Origin of the sequence: Kitasatospora sp. NPDC089913, assembly GCF_044748625.1 — a bacterium.
Classification (GTDB): Bacteria; Actinomycetota; Actinomycetes; order Streptomycetales; family Streptomycetaceae; genus Kitasatospora.
In genome coordinates this window covers 113,158-128,466 of record NZ_JBIVGI010000006.1, presented here as the reverse complement: position 1 = coordinate 128,466, position 15,309 = coordinate 113,158, and the positions used below count along the sequence as shown (strand labels likewise).

Annotated in this window: 11 protein-coding genes; 1 reads left to right on the top strand and 10 read right to left on the bottom strand. The window is 74.9% G+C overall.

The features are described from left to right. Window positions 1–15: 15 nt before the first annotated feature. From tmk to bldG, 7 genes are all read right to left on the bottom strand, one after another. Window positions 16–3,477 (bottom strand): dTMP kinase, encoded by a 3,462-nt coding sequence (gene tmk, locus ACIPYS_RS12160; protein WP_400745620.1) that lies wholly within the window; start codon window positions 3,475–3,477, stop codon window positions 16–18. Between the two features lie 170 nt (window positions 3,478–3,647). Beyond that, a complete protein-coding gene (gene topA / locus ACIPYS_RS12155; RefSeq protein WP_093860960.1) occupies window positions 3,648–6,518 on the bottom strand; it encodes a type I DNA topoisomerase in 2,871 nt (956 codons plus the stop codon). A 463-nt stretch (window positions 6,519–6,981) separates the two neighbouring features. Beyond that, entirely contained in the window at window positions 6,982–7,455 is a 474-nt protein-coding gene (locus ACIPYS_RS12150; protein WP_400745618.1) for a DUF3592 domain-containing protein, read from the bottom strand. 289 nt (window positions 7,456–7,744) lie between these two features. Continuing rightward, window positions 7,745–9,277, bottom strand: coding sequence for a methyltransferase (locus ACIPYS_RS12145; protein ID WP_400745616.1), 1,533 nt, complete (start codon window positions 9,275–9,277; stop codon window positions 7,745–7,747). A 221-nt stretch (window positions 9,278–9,498) separates the two neighbouring features. Next, complete coding sequence (locus tag ACIPYS_RS12140; protein ID WP_400745615.1) at window positions 9,499–10,197, bottom strand: hypothetical protein; 699 nt, start codon at window positions 10,195–10,197, stop codon at window positions 9,499–9,501. 193 nt (window positions 10,198–10,390) lie between these two features. Next, on the bottom strand, window positions 10,391–10,807 hold the full coding sequence (locus ACIPYS_RS12135) for an ATP-binding protein (RefSeq protein ID WP_093860964.1): 417 nt from the start codon (window positions 10,805–10,807) through the stop codon (window positions 10,391–10,393). Window positions 10,808–10,992: 185 nt separating this feature from the next. Next, a complete protein-coding gene (bldG, locus tag ACIPYS_RS12130; RefSeq protein WP_030392670.1) occupies window positions 10,993–11,334 on the bottom strand; it encodes an anti-sigma factor antagonist BldG in 342 nt (113 codons plus the stop codon). 222 nt (window positions 11,335–11,556) lie between these two features. Between bldG and ACIPYS_RS12125 the strand changes: the two genes are divergently transcribed. After that, on the top strand, window positions 11,557–14,034 hold the full coding sequence (locus ACIPYS_RS12125; protein WP_400745613.1) for a DEAD/DEAH box helicase: 2,478 nt from the start codon (window positions 11,557–11,559) through the stop codon (window positions 14,032–14,034). An 11-nt stretch (window positions 14,035–14,045) separates the two neighbouring features. Here ACIPYS_RS12125 and ACIPYS_RS12120 read toward each other — a convergent pair whose 3' ends face one another. The 3 genes from ACIPYS_RS12120 to ACIPYS_RS12110 are packed head-to-tail and all read right to left on the bottom strand — an operon-like array spanning window position 14,046 to window position 15,299. After that, window positions 14,046–14,489 carry an Rv3654c family TadE-like protein gene (locus tag ACIPYS_RS12120; RefSeq protein ID WP_093864956.1) on the bottom strand — a complete coding sequence of 148 codons (444 nt, stop codon included), beginning with the start codon at window positions 14,487–14,489 and terminating at the stop codon, window positions 14,046–14,048. Beyond that, window positions 14,486–14,893 (bottom strand): TadE family type IV pilus minor pilin, encoded by a 408-nt coding sequence (locus tag ACIPYS_RS12115; RefSeq protein WP_231978621.1) that lies wholly within the window; start codon window positions 14,891–14,893, stop codon window positions 14,486–14,488. Before ACIPYS_RS12115 ends, ACIPYS_RS12120 begins: the two co-directional genes overlap by 4 nt. A 55-nt stretch (window positions 14,894–14,948) precedes the next feature. After that, complete coding sequence (locus tag ACIPYS_RS12110) at window positions 14,949–15,299, bottom strand: DUF4244 domain-containing protein (protein ID WP_400745610.1); 351 nt, start codon at window positions 15,297–15,299, stop codon at window positions 14,949–14,951. Window positions 15,300–15,309 lie beyond the last annotated feature (10 nt).

Genomic DNA, 15,309 nt, shown 5'->3' with positions numbered 1-15,309 from the left:
CGCCGTTCCGGCCGGTCAGCTCCGGCGGCCCCAGCGCCGGCCCTTGCCCTTGCCGTCGTCCTGGCCGGCGTCACGCCGCCCGTCACCGGCGCCCGGGCCCGCCGGACCCACGTGCCCCGTCGGACCGGACGGGGCGGACTGACCGCCCTGACCGCCCTGGCCCCAGCTGGCCCACTCCTCGCGGGTGCCGAGCAGGGTGTCGGTGAGGCTCGGCAGATCGTCGAGCGGGGTCTCCTCCGCCCAGTCCGGCCGGGGCCTCGGGTCGGCGGCGGGCTGCTCCTGCTGCGGGTCGACCACCGGCAGCTCGCGGGTGCTGTCCACCGGACGCTCCGCCGGCGCCGGACGGGTCCCGCCGCCCGGACGGTCGTCCCGCCAGAGGCCCGGCGGAACCTGGCCCGGCGCGACCCGGTCCCCGGGACGACCCGGCTCGACCTTCGGCAGCACCGCGGTCCGGTCGGCGTCCTCCGCCGGGACCCGCGGCAGCACCGCCGTCTCGTCGGCCGGGATCCGCGGCAGCACCGCCGTCTCGTCCGCCGGAACCACCGGCAGCACCGCCGTCTCCGCCACGTCCGCCACGCCGCCCGCGGCCCCGCCGGACCGCCCGGCGGCGCCCCCGCCCAGCAGCGGAAGCTCCCTGGTCGCGTCCCCGCCGTCCCGCCGGTCCGAAGGCCCGGAGTCCTTCACGACCCGCAGCTCGGTGGTCACCGCGTCGTCCGGGCCCGCCCCGGCGGCACCCCGGACGTCCCCGCCCGGGCCCGCGCGCTCCGCACGCTGCGCCGCCTCGGCGGCGGCCGCCGCGGCAGCCGCCAGCGCGGCGGCCTGCGCCAGCCGGGCCTCCTCGGCCCGCTGCAGCGCCTCCTCCGCCCGGCGCCGCTGCTCCTCCCGGGCCAGCTCCCGCTGACGCTGGAGCTCCGCCCGGGCGGCCGCCTCCTCGGCGAGCCGCTTGCGCTCGGCCTCCTCGACGGCCCGGCGCGCCTCTTCCTCGGCCCGCCGCTTCGCCTCTTCCTCGGCCCGCTTGCGGGCCTCCTCCTCCGCCCGCAGGCGCGCCTCCTCGGCGGCCTTGCGCGCGGCCTCGGCGGCGACCCGCTCGGCCTCCTCCTCGGCCAGCCGCTCCTTCTCCGCCTGCTCGGCCCGGAGCTGCGCCAGCACCTCCTGGCGCTTGCGCTCGGCGGCCTCCTCCTCGGCGCGCCTGCGGGCCTCCTCCTCGGCCCGGCGCCGGGCCTCCTCGGCGGCCTTGCGCTCCTGCTCGGCGCGGGCGGCCTTCTCCTGCTCGGAGAGCGGCAGCTCGCGGTCGAGCCGGTGGCGGACGGAGGTGGTGACGATGCCCGGGGCCTGGCTGCCGTCGACGACCAGGTAGCGCGCCGGATCGGCGGCGGCGAGCGCCAGGAAGCCGGAGCGCACCCGCTGGTGGAACTCCGTCGGCTCGGACTCCAGCCGGTCCAGCGCCTCGGTGAACCGCTCCCGGGCCCGGGTCGGGTCGACGTCCAGGACGACGGTCAGGTCGGGCAGCAGCCCGCCGGTCGCCCAGCGGGAGATCCGGGCCACCTCGGTGGCGGCCAGGTCGCGGCCGGCGCCCTGGTAGGCGATCGAGGAGTCCATGTAGCGGTCGGTGATGACCACCGCGCCGCGGGCCAGCGCCGGGCGGATCACGTTCTCGACGTGCTCGGCCCGGTCGGCCGCGTAGATCAGCGCCTCGGCACGGTGCGAGAGGCCGGTGTTGCCGACGTCCAGGACGAGGCTGCGCAGCCGCTGCCCGATCGGGCTGCCGCCGGGCTCACGGGTGAGCACGACCTCGTGGCCCTTGCCCCGGATCCACTCGGCGAGCGCCTGGGCCTGGGTGGACTTGCCTGCGCCGTCGCCGCCCTCCAGCGCGATGAAGAAGCCGGTGCCCGCCCGGTGCGGGGCCGGACCGGTGGCGCCGCGCACCGCGTCGACCAGGTCCCGGCCGAACGGAACGGTGCCGCGCCGGTCGTCGGTGCGCAGCAGCACGACGGCGGCCAGCACGAGGGTGAGCAGTCCGGCGGTGCCGACGGCGAGGGCCGCGCCGCCGTGGACGAAGGTGAACGAGCCGGGCTCGAGGGCGCCGTACTGGACGTCCCCGTAGGCGGCGGCGATCAGCGGCAGGCCGACCAGCGCGGTGCCGACGACGACCCGCAGCACCGCGTAGAGGTGCTCGGTGACCTTGGGCAGCCGGGCCTCCTCGACCTCCAGGGCGAGCAGGCTGCGGCCGGTGGAGATCACCACGCCGGCGGCCAGCGCGGCCAGCACGGTGAGCAGCAGCAGGAGCACGAAGTCCAGCACCAGACCGGCCAGGACCAGTGCGACGCCCTCGGTGAGCAGCGCCAGCACGAGCAGTCGGCGGCGGGAGAGCGTGGGCAGCACGGCCCGGGTGATCCGGATGCCCAGCGCGGGGACGCCGGTCGCGGCCAGCACCAGCATGCCGTAGCCGATCGGCCCGGCGCGGTGCTCGACGGCGGTCAGCAGGGCCAGCGCGGCGACGCCGGCCATCGTCGCGTACCCGGCGGAGACCGCGAAGGTGAAGTACGGGGCGGCACCGGTGCGGCCCTTGGCCAGGGCGGGCCCGGGGGTGGCGTCGGTCGGGGCGCGCAGCCCGCGCAGCGGCGAGGCCGGCGGCACCCTGACGGGACCGCCGGGCAGCTCCTGGAGGTACACCCGGGTGGCCGAGACGGCGAACAGGGCGGCCGCACCCAGGGCGGCGAAGGTGGTCTGGTGGGCGCGCAGCCAGTCCGATCCGAGCGCCGCGAAGACGTTGTTCAGCAGGGTGAGCAGCACGAGCGCGCCGGCGCCGAGCGGCAGCGCGGCCCACCCGGTGCGGTGGTCCAGGGTCCGGACGGTGGCCAGGTTGGCGGCGGACGGCCGGCGTTCGCCGGCCGGCGCGTACGGGTCGACGGGCGGAAGCAGGGCCGGGACGGCGGCGGCCTTGGCGATCGCCCAGACCCGTTCGGCGGCGCCGGTCAGGAAGACGGTGGCGAGCAGGACCCAGGTCGCGGCGCCGGAGGGCTCGGGGCCGGAGCCCAGCCAGACGATCCACCACGGGGCGACGCCGATCAGCACGACGCGCAGCACGTCGGCGCCGAACAGCGTCCAGCGCCGGTCGAGCCGGCCGGTGAGCAGTCCGTGCACCGGGCCGAGCAGGGCGGCGCCGACCAGCCCGGTGGCGGCCAACCGGGTGGCGAGCACGGCGGCGACCGCGAAGGCGAGGCTGCGCGGCAGGTCGCCGAACTGCCCGCCGAGCACGGCGGCGATCACCGTGAGCATCAGCAGCACCAGCAGGCCGAGCCGGTCGGCGGTGCCGCCGATCAGCTGGGTGGTCCACAGGCGCCGGTAGGGGCGCAGCCGCAGCAGCGCCCGGATCCGCTCGCCGGCGGTCCCGGCAGGCGCGACCTCGGGCAGGTCGGGCGTGCCGCCCGGTCCGGCCGCCGCGGCGCTGGGGGTGGGCTGCTCCTCGCTCGTCATACGGTCAGCGTAGCGGTCGGGGCATGGCGCAAAAGAGGGGAGCACGGCTCCGGACGGGCGCCGCCACCGGGTTGTGACAGACCGCGTACGCCCCTGTCACGCCCCGGCCGCGAACGGGACGGGCCCGCGCCGCCGGAGCGGACGCGGGCCCGGACGCCTTCGACCTGGGATCAGCCCTCGTCGGTGGCGGTGGACTTGCTCGCCGCCGTCTTGGCCGCCGCCGTCTTGGTGGCGGCCTTCTTCACGGTGGTGGTCTTCTTCGCCGCCGTCTTGGCCGCCGCGGTGGTCTTCTTGGCCGCGGTCTTCGTCGCGGTCTTCTTGGCCGCCGCCTTCTTCGCCGGGGCCTTCTTCGCGGTCTTCTTCACCGGCCCGCGCGCCCGCTTCTCGGCGAGCAGCTCGTAGCCGCGCTCGGGCGTGATGGTCTCGACCTCGTCGTCCTTGCGGAGCGTGGCGTTGGTCTCGCCGTCCGTCACGTACGGGCCGAACCGGCCGTCCTTGACCACCACCGGGCGCTCGCTGACCGGGTCGGTGCCCAGCTCCTTGAGCGGCGGGGCGGCGGCGGCCCGGCCGCGCTGCTTGGGCTGGGCGTAGATCGCCAGCGCCTCCTCCAGCGTGACCGTGAACAGCTGCTCCTCGCCGGTGAGCGAGCGGGAGTCGGTGCCGCGCTTGAGGTACGGACCGTAGCGGCCGTTCTGCGCGGTGATCTCCACGCCGTCCTGGTCGACACCGACCACCCGCGGCAGCGAGAGCAGCTTCAGCGCCTCGTCCAGGGTGACGGTGTCCGGCGACATCGTCTTGAACAGCGAGGCGGTCCGCGGCTTGACCGCGTTCTTGCCGGTCTTGGGCGTGCCCTCGGGCAGGATCTCGGTGACGTACGGGCCGTAGCGGCCGTCCTTGGCGACCAGCATGTTGCCGGAGACCGGGTCCGGGCCGAGCTCGAAGTCACCGCTGGGCCGGGCCAGCAGCTCCTCGGCGAGTTCGACGGTCAGCTCGTCCGGCGGCAGCTCGTCCGGGATGTCGGCACGCTGGCCGGGCTCGCCCTCGACGGCGGAGGCGCGCTCCACGTAGGGGCCGTAGCGGCCGACCCGGAGGGTGATGTCGTCGCTGATCCGGAACGAGCTGATCTCCCGGGCGTCGATCGCGCCGAGGTCGGTGACGAGTTCCTTCAGACCGCCGAGGTGGTCGCCGTCACCGTTGCCGGCCTCGGCGGCGCCGCCCGCGATCAGGCCCTCGCCGGTGCCCTCGCCGAAGTAGAAGCGCTTCAGCCACGGCACGGACTTCGCCTCGCCGGCGGCGATCCGGTCGAGGTCGTCCTCCATCTTCGCGGTGAAGTCGTAGTCGACCAGTCGGCCGAAGTGCTTCTCCAGCAGGTTGACCACGGCGAAGGAGAGGAACGACGGGACCAGCGCCGTCCCCTTCTTGAAGACGTACCGGCGGCCGATGATGGTGTCGATGATCGAGGCGTAGGTGGAGGGGCGGCCGATCTCCCGGTCCTCCAGCTCCTTGACCAGCGAGGCCTCGGTGTAGCGGGCCGGGGGCTTGGTCGCGTGGCCCTCGGGGGTGAGCTGCTCGGCGGCCAGCGGGTCGCCCTCGGTGACCTGCGGCAGCCGGCGCTCGCGGTCGTCCAGCTCGGCGTTCGGGTCGTCGGCGCCCTCGACGTAGGCCTTGAGGAAGCCGTGGAAGGTGATGATCTTGCCGGAGGCGGAGAACTCGGCGTCCCGGCCGTCGGCGGCCCGGCCGCCCACCTTCACGGTGACCGACTGGCCGACCGCGTCCTTCATCTGGGAGGCGACGGTGCGCATCCAGATCAGCTCGTAGAGCCTGAAGTCGTCGCCGGCCAGGCCGGTCTCGGCCGGGGTGCGGAAGCGGTCGCCGGACGGGCGGACGGCCTCGTGCGCCTCCTGGGCGTTCTTCACCTTGGAGGCGTAGGTGCGGGGCGCGTCCGGCAGGTAGTCGGCGCCGTACAGCTGGGTGACCTGCGCCCGGGCGGCGTTGATCGCCGTCTCCGACAGCGTGGTGGAGTCGGTACGCATGTAGGTGATGAAGCCGTTCTCGTACAGCTTCTGGGCCACCTGCATGGTCCGCTTGGCGCCGAAGCCCAGCTTGCGGCTGGCCTCCTGCTGGAGCGTGGTGGTGCGGAACGGCGCGTACGGCGAGCGGCGGTACGGCTTGGACTCGACCCCGCGCACCGAGAACGCGGTCTGCTCCAGGGCGGCGGCCAGCGCGCGGGCGGCCTGCTCGTCCAGGTGCAGGGTGTTGGCGCTGCCCGCCTTGAGCCGGCCGTCCTGGCCGAAGTCGCGGCCGCTGGCGATCCGCTTGCCGTCGACGGAGGACAGCCTGGCGCCGAAGTTCTCCGGGTTGGCGGCGTCGGCCGCGGTGCGGCCGGTGCCGAAGGTGCCGACCAGGTCCCAGTACGAGGCCGAGCGGAACGCCATCCGCTCCCGCTCGCGCTCGACCACCAGCCGGGTCGCCACGGACTGCACCCGGCCCGCCGAAAGCTTCGGCATGACCTTCTTCCAGAGCACCGGCGAGACCTCGAAGCCGTACAGGCGGTCGAGGATGCGGCGGGTCTCCTGGGCGTCGACCAGGCGCTGGTTCAGCTCGCGCGGGTTGGCCACAGCCTCCTGGATGGCGGCCTTGGTGATCTCGTGGAACACCATGCGGTGCACCGGCACCTTGGGCTTGAGCACCTGCTGGAGGTGCCACGCGATGGCCTCGCCCTCGCGGTCCTCATCGGTGGCGAGGAAGAGCTCGTCGGACTCCGCGAGGAGCGACTTCAACTTGCTGACCTGGGACTTCTTGTCCGCGTTGACCACGTAGATCGGGGCGAAGTCGTGGTCCACGTCCACCCCGAGGCGGCGCACCTCGCCGGTGTACTTGTCCGGGACCTCGGCGGCCGTGCTCGGGAGGTCGCGAATGTGTCCGACGCTCGCCTCGACGATGTAGCCGGGGCCAAGGTAGCCCTTGATCGTCTTCGCCTTGGCCGGCGACTCGACAATGACGAGTCGCTGTCCGTGCGCGGTCTCGCTGCTCGGGGACACCTTCGCTCTTCTCTCCCGGTCGTTATATGAGCTGGTCGGCGCTGGCAGCACGGGCTGCGCTCCGCCCGACCCCTCCACCGACCCGGGGCTGCCGCTGTACGACGACCCCACCAGCGGAGTGTGACCGTACCCCGGCCACCCTTGTCAAACGGACGGTTCCCGCGATTTCACCGGCAAGGCCGACCGACGCCACTCGAACGGTAACCCGACGACGACGGATCGCGCCCTGCGGAGGGGGGCTTCGGCGGGTTTCGAAGGATGGAATGACGGATTTCAAAATCTGTCAACGGAATACTGGTGCGCCCGGGCGCCGTGGATGGTAGGCGGTGGGCGGCGTCACCGGTCGCCGCGCAGGTCACCGCACCGGCCGCACCGCGGGTCGCGTCACCGGGCTGCGGGGAGCGAACGGGGAGCGGAGGGGGGCGGACAGGGAGCGGACGGGGCGCAAGCGGGGGTCGTGGGGCTAGGCGGCGGCGAGGAGCAGGACGGCTCCGGCGGCCAGGCAGCCGAGGCCGAGCGCCGTCCACAGCAGGTCGGCCACCAGTGGCCGGGGGCCGGCTCCCTCCGCCAGCAGCACCGCTCGAGCGGGACGGTGCGGATCGTAGGCGATCCGTACCGAACCGCCCGGTACGAGATGGGCCGGGCGGCGCAGCGGGATGTGGCCCCGGGGCCGGGTCAGCACCAGCTCACCGGCCGCCTCGGCACCCGGCGCGCCCCCGGTGCGACCGCCGGGGACCGGGCGGGTGGCGAAGGAGAGCAGCGGTGCGCTGTCGAGCGCCCCGTGGACGTCGGACTCCGGGAGCACGGTGGCGACGGCCGGGAGCCCGCGGCGCCGGATCCGGTGGCGCAAGCGCGCTTCGGCGGCGCACCAGAGCAGGAGTGCGCCGCCGAAGAGGGCGAGTATCGCGCCACCCGCCGTCGCCGTCGTCGTTTCCACCCCGGCCGCCCCCAGTTCTGTCCACAGCCTGTGGACAGAGCCTCACAGTGCAGGACCAACAAGGGGGAGATGTTCGGCGGCTGCCCGGCGAACCAGGGGAAACAGTGAGGTGAACCGGGTGCCGTCGGCGAGCGCCCGTTCCGTGGCGCCGGGAGGCCGGAGCACCCGGGCGGCCGGGCGGCGGAGCACCGGGGCGGCGGGGCGGCGGGCACCGGGGTACGCCGACGGCCGGGCCGGGCCGGGCGCCGCAACGCGCCCGTGTCCGGGCCCGGCCCCGGCCAGGAGACGGTCAGGAGGCGGGCCGGATGAACCCCTGCTCGGTGAGCAGCCGCAGCGACTCCGGCACCCGGTCGCGCAGCACCACCCGGTCCTCGCCCAGCAGCCGAGCGATCGCGTCGACGATCTCGCCCGCCGACAGCGTCCCGTCGCAGACCCCGACGAAGCCCGCGCCCACCGTGTCCACCTTGGTGGCCCGCCGCATCCCGCGGTTGTGGCGCAGCACCACGTGCTCCGGGTCCTCCGCCCCCGGGGCGCCCACCTGCTCCTGGACCACCTCGTCGGCCAGCACGTACCGCGCCGCCAGCAGGCCCGCGTCGTCGTGGGTGCGCAGGAAGTCCTGCCGGTCGAACCACTCCTCGATGTGCGGGCCCAACGGCTGCTCCACCGGGTGCGGCCACTCCTCCACCCGGACCGTCGGACGCTCGGCGCCGCTCGCACGCAGGGTGATCCAGCCGAATCCGATGCCCTCGACCCGGCCGGCCTCGAAGGCGTCCAACCACTCCCCGTACCGGGCCTGGTAGTCGTCGCCGGCACCGCGGTGGTCTCCGCCGTCGCGGAGCCACAGCTCCGCGTACTGGGCCACGTCCTGCACCTCGCGCTGGACGATCCAGGCGTCCAGCCCGGTCCCGGCCACCCAGCCGGCCAGCCGGTCCTGCCAGTCCTCGCCCTTGACGTGCTGCCAGTTGGCCAGCAGCTGGCAGTGCCCGCCCGGCTCCAGGTGGTCGGCGGCCGAGCGGACCAGGCTGCGGCACAGGTCGTCGCCGGCCATCCCGCCGTCCCGGTAGGTGAACCGCCCGCCCGGCGAGATCACGAAGGGCGGATTGGAGACGATCAGGTCGAACCGCCGCTCCCCCACCGGCTCGAAGAGGCTGCCGGCGGCGGTCTCCGTGTTGTCGAAACCGGACAGCGCCAGGGTCAGCTCGGTGAAGCGCAGCGCCCGCCCGTTGAGGTCGGTGGCGGTCACCCGCTGGGCGTGCCGGGCGGCGTGCAGCGCCTGCACGCCCGAGCCCGAACCGAGGTCCAGCACCGAGCGGACCGGCCGACGCACCGTGATGTTGGCCAGCGTGGTGGACGCGCCGCCCACCCCGAGCACGAGGTCCTTGCGGGCCACGCCGTGCGCGGTCTCCCCGGAGCCGATGCCGCCCGCGCCGCCGACCGCGCAGCCCAGGTCGGAGACCACCCAGGCGTCCGAACTCGGCAGCCCGGACACCTCGTTCGCATAAGGCCGGACGTCCACCGTGGCGCGCACCGAGTCGCCGTCCGGGCGCAGCCAGCCGTCGGCCAGGCAGTCCTCCACCGGCAGCGCGGCGGCGGCCGCCGGGTAGGGCACGGGCTGCTGCAGCAGGAAGAGCCGCACCAGCGTCTCCAGCGGGCTGCCGCCACGGGTCGCCCGCAGCGCGGGCACCGCCTCGCTGCGGGCCAGCGCCGCGTACCCGGTGGGCCCGAGCAGGTCCAGGCAGCCGTCGGCGGTGTACGAGGCGGCGAGCAGCGCCTCGCGCAGTCTGGCGAGGCGGGTCGGGTCGAGAACGGGGCTACTGATCACCCCGCCATTCTCCCCCGCCCGCCCGGCTGTCCCGTCCCCAACACCGCCGCCCCCTCGGCCGATGGCCGAGGGGGGTGTGCGTGGGGTGCGCATGGGTGTGCGTGGCTGTGTGCCGGTATGTGCGGGGGTGTACGCGGGGTGCGGGGGTGGGGGCGTGCGTGGGGCGGGTCCCTTGCAACCGGGAGGCCGCGCGGGGCCGGTGGGCCCGGGTCGAAGCGGGATCAGCTCGCCGAGGCGGTCGGAGCCGGAGTCGACGGCGTCCGGGCACCGGGGGCATCGGTCGCCGCCGGACTCGCGCCGCCCGCCGCCCCGTCCGCAGGCGCGCCCGTGGAGCCGTCGGACGGGCCGCCGGTGGCCGGGGACGTCGGAGCGGCCGCGGCCGAACCCGGCTTGCACCCCTCCTGCTTGGCCATCGCCGATCCCAGGTCGCCGCGCTGGAGCTTGCCCTGTGCCTGTGTGGAGAGCGAGGCCAGCTGCTGCACCTGGTCGGCCACGCTGCGCAGCCCGTCGGCGAACTTCGCCTGGTCGGCGTTGGGGAGCGCGTCCAGCTTCTTCTGGACCTCCAGGTAGCCGTCGGCCGCCTTGGTGAGCTCGGTGACGGTGTCCTTCTGCAGGCTCGCGCCGTCGTCGACCTTGGGCGCACCGGCGCCGTCGATGGCGGCGGCGATGTCCTGGTTGGTCTTCGCCAGCCGGCCGATGTCCGCCGAGAGGCGCTTCTGGAGGTCGGCCGGGGCCTCGCCGGTCTTCACCTGCCCGGTGTCCGCCAGCGCGGTCTGCGCCTGCGCGATCGGGTCCTTGGCCGCGCCGCAGACGTTCGCCGCCCAGGACTCCAGCTGCTTGCTGTTGTCGTCGCCGCAGCCGACGGCGCCGAACGCGAGCAGCGCCCCGAGCGCGGGTACGGCCAGCAGTCGCTTGTTCACCGGGAGAGCCCTTTCGGTTTCGGTCGTCGAACTGCGAACCTACACGGCCGCCGCTCGACCCCCGATTCCCGTTCGGACCCGCTCTTCCGCTCCGGTCCGCCCACCTGTCCGGCGTCCGGTCCACGCACCCGACGGTTCGCGCACCCGTCGGTCGACGCACCCGCTGTGCGGCGCCGTGCGCCGACCGGTGCGCTCAGACGGCGAGTACGTCCGCCGAGACCGGCCAGCTCATCCGGATCAGACCGCCGCCGGCCCCGGTGGTGACCTCCAGGTCCTCGACCAGACCGGTGAGAACGGCGAGGCCCAGGGTGTCCTCGTCCGGGTCGGCGCCGTCCGCCGCCGTGGCCGGGACGGTGTCGAGGCCCGCTTCGTCCTCGACCTCGATGAGGAAACGCTTCTCCTGGTCGACCAACGCGACGCGCACCGCGCCGGTCACCCCACCGCGGCGGTGCAGACCGACCGCGCGCGAGCACGCCTCACCGACGGCGAGGCGCACCTCGTCGAGCACCGACTCGTCGACCCCCGCCCGTCTGGCCACTGCCGCGGCCACCAGCCGGGCCGTCCGCACGTGCTCGGGGAGCGCGCTGAATCGAAGTTCGACGGTTGCCATCTCTTCCCCCTCGGGGTGTTCCGACCGAGGCCGGACATACGGCCCCGGTCGCTGCGGGCCGGCAACGGCCGGTCCGAGGACGGCCGGACGAGCCGGGGCCGTGCGGCCCCGGGCGTCCGGACGCATGAGGATCGGACGGGCCGGCCACGGAGGACCGGCCCGGTCCGGTCGATCGGGTCGACTGATCAGTCGGTCGCCTGGACCGCGTCCTCGACCGAGGTGTGGATCGGGAACACCTTGGTCAGACCGGTGATCCGGAAGATCTTCAGAATGCGCTCCTGGTTGCACACCAGGCGCAGCGAGCCCTCGTGAGCACGCACCCGCTTCAGCCCGCCCACCAGCACACCGAGGCCGGTGGAGTCCAGGAAGTCCACGCCCTCCATGTCGACGACGAGGTGGTAGCTGCCGTCGTTGACGAGCTCGACCAGCTGCTCGCGCAGCTTGGGGGCGGTGTACACATCGATCTCGCCGCCAACCTCGACGACCGTGCGGTCGCCGACTGTACGGGTCGACAGGGACAGGTCCACGGAACCTCCAGCACCTTGCCTTGCTACGTCATTGCGATCCTCGGCCGGACGGCCGTCACCGCATGGTCGCGAACCCCGGGCACACCCAGCGAATGCGTGGCAAGCCTCGGCGCTGCGACCCCCGGCCGTACGGCCGTCACGGCCACATTCAACCACCTGTGACCATGACCGCACGATGGCTTAGGACGATTCTCCGTCACGCCGGTGACACACTGGGTCCTCATGCCGCCGCGTCACAGCCTGCCCGAGGCACTGCTCATGACCCTGTCCACCGCCCGGGGGCGGTCGGACCGGCTCACCCATACGGAGCACCTTCCCGCCCGGCCCGCCCGTTATGCGCCGTGGCCCGACTGGATCCGGCCCGAGATCGCCTCGGCCGCCCGGGAGACGGGGGTCCAGCAGCCCTGGGCCCACCAGGCGGAGGCGATGAATCTGGCCAAATCCGGTCAATCTGTGGTGATCGCCACAGGAACCGCCTCGGGCAAGTCGCTCGGATACCTGGCGCCGGTGCTGTCCGACCTGTTGGACGGCACCGAGGCACGCAACGGCCGGGGCGCGACCGCGCTCTACCTCGCCCCCACCAAGGCACTCGCCGCCGACCAGCGCCGCCGGGCCGCGGAACTCGCCCCGCCCCGCGTCCGGGCCGCCCTCTACGACGGCGACACCCCGCCCGAGGAACGCGAGTGGGTCCGCCAGTACGCCTCCTACGTCCTCACCAATCCCGACATGCTGCACCGGGGCGTCCTGCCCGCGCACGCCCGCTGGTCCTCCTTCCTCAAGACGCTCCGCTATGTCGTGATCGACGAGTGCCACAGCTACCGCGGTGTGTTCGGCTCGCACGTGGCCCAGGTGCTGCGCCGGCTGCGACGGATCTGTGCCCGTTACGGCTCCTCCCCGGTCTTCCTGCTCGCCTCCGCCACCACCGCCGACCCCGCCGTCACCGCCCGCCGGCTGACCGGTCTGCCCGCCGCCGCGGTCACCGACGACGCCTCCCCGCGCGGCCCGATGGTCTTCGGACTGTGGGAACCGCCCCTCACCGAGAACGTCGGCGAGCAGGGTGCGCCGGTCCGCCGGACCGCCACCGCCGAGGCCGCCCACCTGCTGACCGACCTGGTCGAGCGGGAGACCCGCACCGTCGTCTTCGTGCGCTCCCGGCGGGCCGCCGAACTCGTCGCGCTCCAGACCCAGGACCAGCTGGGCCGCCCGCTCGCCGACCGGGTCGCCGCGTACCGCGGCGGCTACCTCGCCGACGAGCGCCGGACCCTGGAGCGCGAACTCCACTCCGGCCGACTGCTCGGCCTCGCCTCCACCTCCGCCCTCGAACTCGGGGTCGACATCTCCGGCCTGGACGCCGTCCTGATGGCCGGCTACCCGGGCACCAGGGCCTCGCTCTGGCAGCAGGCCGGCCGGGCCGGGCGGGAGGCCCAGGGCGCGCTCGCCGTCCTGATCGCCCGGGACGACCCGCTGGACACCTACCTCGTGCACCACCCGGAGGCGTTGTTCGCCACCCCGGTCGAGGCGACCGTGCTCGACCCGGACAACCCGCACGTACTGGCGCCGCACCTGTGCGCCGCCGCCGCCGAGCTGCCGCTCACCGACACCGATCTGGAGCTGTTCGGTCCGTCGGCCGCTCCGCTGCTGCCGGTGCTGGAGCGGCGCGGGCTGCTCCGCCGGCGCGGCGAGGCCTGGTACTGGACCCGTCGCGAGCGGGCCGCCGACGCCGTCGACCTGCGGGGCAGCGGCGGCAGCCCGGTGCAGATCGTCGAGGCGCCGACCGGCCGACTGCTCGGCACCGTGGACGCCTCGGCCGCCCACACCACCGTGCACACCGGGGCCGTCCACCTCCACCGCGGCCGGACCTACCTCGTCCGGGACTTCGACCTGGAGAACTCGGTCGCCCTGGTCGAGCCCGCCGACCCGCCCTACACGACCTCCGCCAGGGACATCACCTCCATCTCCGTCCTCTCCACCGACACCACCGTCGACTGGGGCGAGGGCCGGCTCTGCTTCGGTTCGGTGGAGGTGGTCAACCAGGTGGTCGGCTACCTCCGCAAGCGGATCTCCACCGGGGAGATCATGGGCGAGAGCAAGCTCGACCTGCCGCCCCGCACCCTGCGCACCCGGGCCGTCTGGTGGTCCGTCACCGAGGACCAGCTGATCGACGCGGACATCCCGCCCGACCGACTGCCCGGCGCCGCCCACGCCGCCGAGCACGCCTCGATCGGCCTGCTCCCGCTCTTCGCCACCTGTGACCGCTGGGACATCGGTGGTGTCTCGGTGCCGCTGCACCCCGACACCGGGCTGCCCACCGTGTTCGTCTACGACGGCCACCCCGGCGGGGCCGGCTTCGCCGAACGAGGCTTCCGCCGGGCCGTGCAGTGGCTGACCGCCACCCGGGAGGCGATCGCCGCCTGCGAGTGCGAGCGCGGCTGCCCGTCCTGCGTCCAGTCGCCCAAGTGCGGCAACGGGAACGACCCGCTGGACAAGGCCGCCGCCGTCCGGCTGCTGGACGTCCTGCTCACCGGTGCTCCCGGAACGCCCGGGGCAGCGGCGGACGATGCGGAGGGCGCGGGGGACGCCGAGGGCGCCAGGACGGCGGAGGCGGCGGACGCGGCGGCAGAGGTCGAAGCGGCGGCGGAAGCGGCGGAAGCCGAGGCGGCCGACGGATCCACCGGGTCCACCGAGCGACCGGCCGAATGACCGCCCGGGGCTCACCGGCCGGCTCCGGCCGGACCGGCCTCGCCCAGGGCGACCCGCGCCTCCTCGTCCGCAGGCAGGACCGCGGCCCGGAGCGGTCCGGCGCGGGACCGGGCCCGGGCAGGACCGACCGGCAGCCGCACCGGCAGCCCCGTGACCGGCACCTCCGCCACCACCTCCACGGCGTCCGCCGGGAGGTCGGCCGCGCAGAAGACCACCGCGGCCGACTGCGCCGCTGCCACGGCCCTCGCCCGGGCGCAGCCACCGTCCGTGTCCACCAGGATCCGGTCGGCCGCCGCCAGCGCGGCCAGGTCGGCGGCGGACTCCGCGCGGTGGCGGGCGCCGACCACCACGCCCAAGGACAGCGCGGCGGTGAACGCCACACCGCCGAGCAGCACACCGGCCAGCAGCCAGACCGTCGCCGAGCCGGTGTCCGACCGCTGCGCACGAAGCCTCACCCCGCCCACGCACCACCGCCTCCCTCCGCTCCTCGCAGGGTGTCCTCCCTGGCCGCGACCGCCGTGGCGCTCACCCGCACCGCGAGCACCTCCGCGAAGCGGCCCGGCGCCCCGTACGGCGCGTCCACGGTGACCCGGACGGTGTCGGGCGCCAGGTCGACCAGGACCGCCGCCCCGGGCGGAGCCACCGCCCGCGCCACCCCGGCGGCATCGACCTCCCCACGCGCGGCCGCCCTGGCTCCCGCGCGTGCCGCGTCGACACAGCGGAGTTGGGCGGCTGCCGCGAGGACGGCCCAGACCAGCAGCGCGGCCAGCAGCACCAGCGCCGGCAGCGCGACGGCGGTCTCGGCGGTGACGAACCCGGCGTCGCCGCGCCGCCGCCACCTCGGCGGAATCGGCGGCACCGTCGGAATCGGCGGAATCGGCGGCATCGCCCCCGGGGACGATCCCGACGACGGGTCAGGTCGCATGGAGCGCCCGGTCCAGGGCGGCCTGCAGCGCCTCCATCACCGCCGCACTGGTCGCCACCTTGTAGAGCGCGGCCGCCACGGCACACGCCGCGAGCGTGCCGACCGCGTACTCCGACGTGGTCATTCCCGCGTCCGGACCGCCGAGCCCGATCCGGCCGCGCCGCCGAACCGCACGTCGAACCACGAGCCGGACCGGGAACGGGGCCGGGAACCGGGCCGAGTACCGGCTCCGGACCACCGGCCTCCCGGCCGGGCGCCCCAGCCCCAGCCCCGCACCCGCACCCGCACCCGCACCCGCACCCGCACCCGCACCCGCCACGGGACCGATCGCCAGGTTCATGAGTTTCCTC

What these genes read in the sequence shown, in the direction of transcription:
- tmk (WP_400745620.1), bottom strand. Translation starts at nt 3,477, where the DNA reads ATGACGAGCGAGGAGCAGCCCACCCCCAGCGCCGCGGCGGCCGGACCG.
- ACIPYS_RS12135 (WP_093860964.1), bottom strand. Translation starts at nt 10,807, where the DNA reads ATGGCAACCGTCGAACTTCGATTCAGCGCGCTCCCCGAGCACGTGCGG.
- ACIPYS_RS12125 (WP_400745613.1), top strand. Translation starts at nt 11,557, where the DNA reads ATGCCGCCGCGTCACAGCCTGCCCGAGGCACTGCTCATGACCCTGTCC.
- ACIPYS_RS12110 (WP_400745610.1), bottom strand. Translation starts at nt 15,299, where the DNA reads ATGAACCTGGCGATCGGTCCCGTGGCGGGTGCGGGTGCGGGTGCGGGT.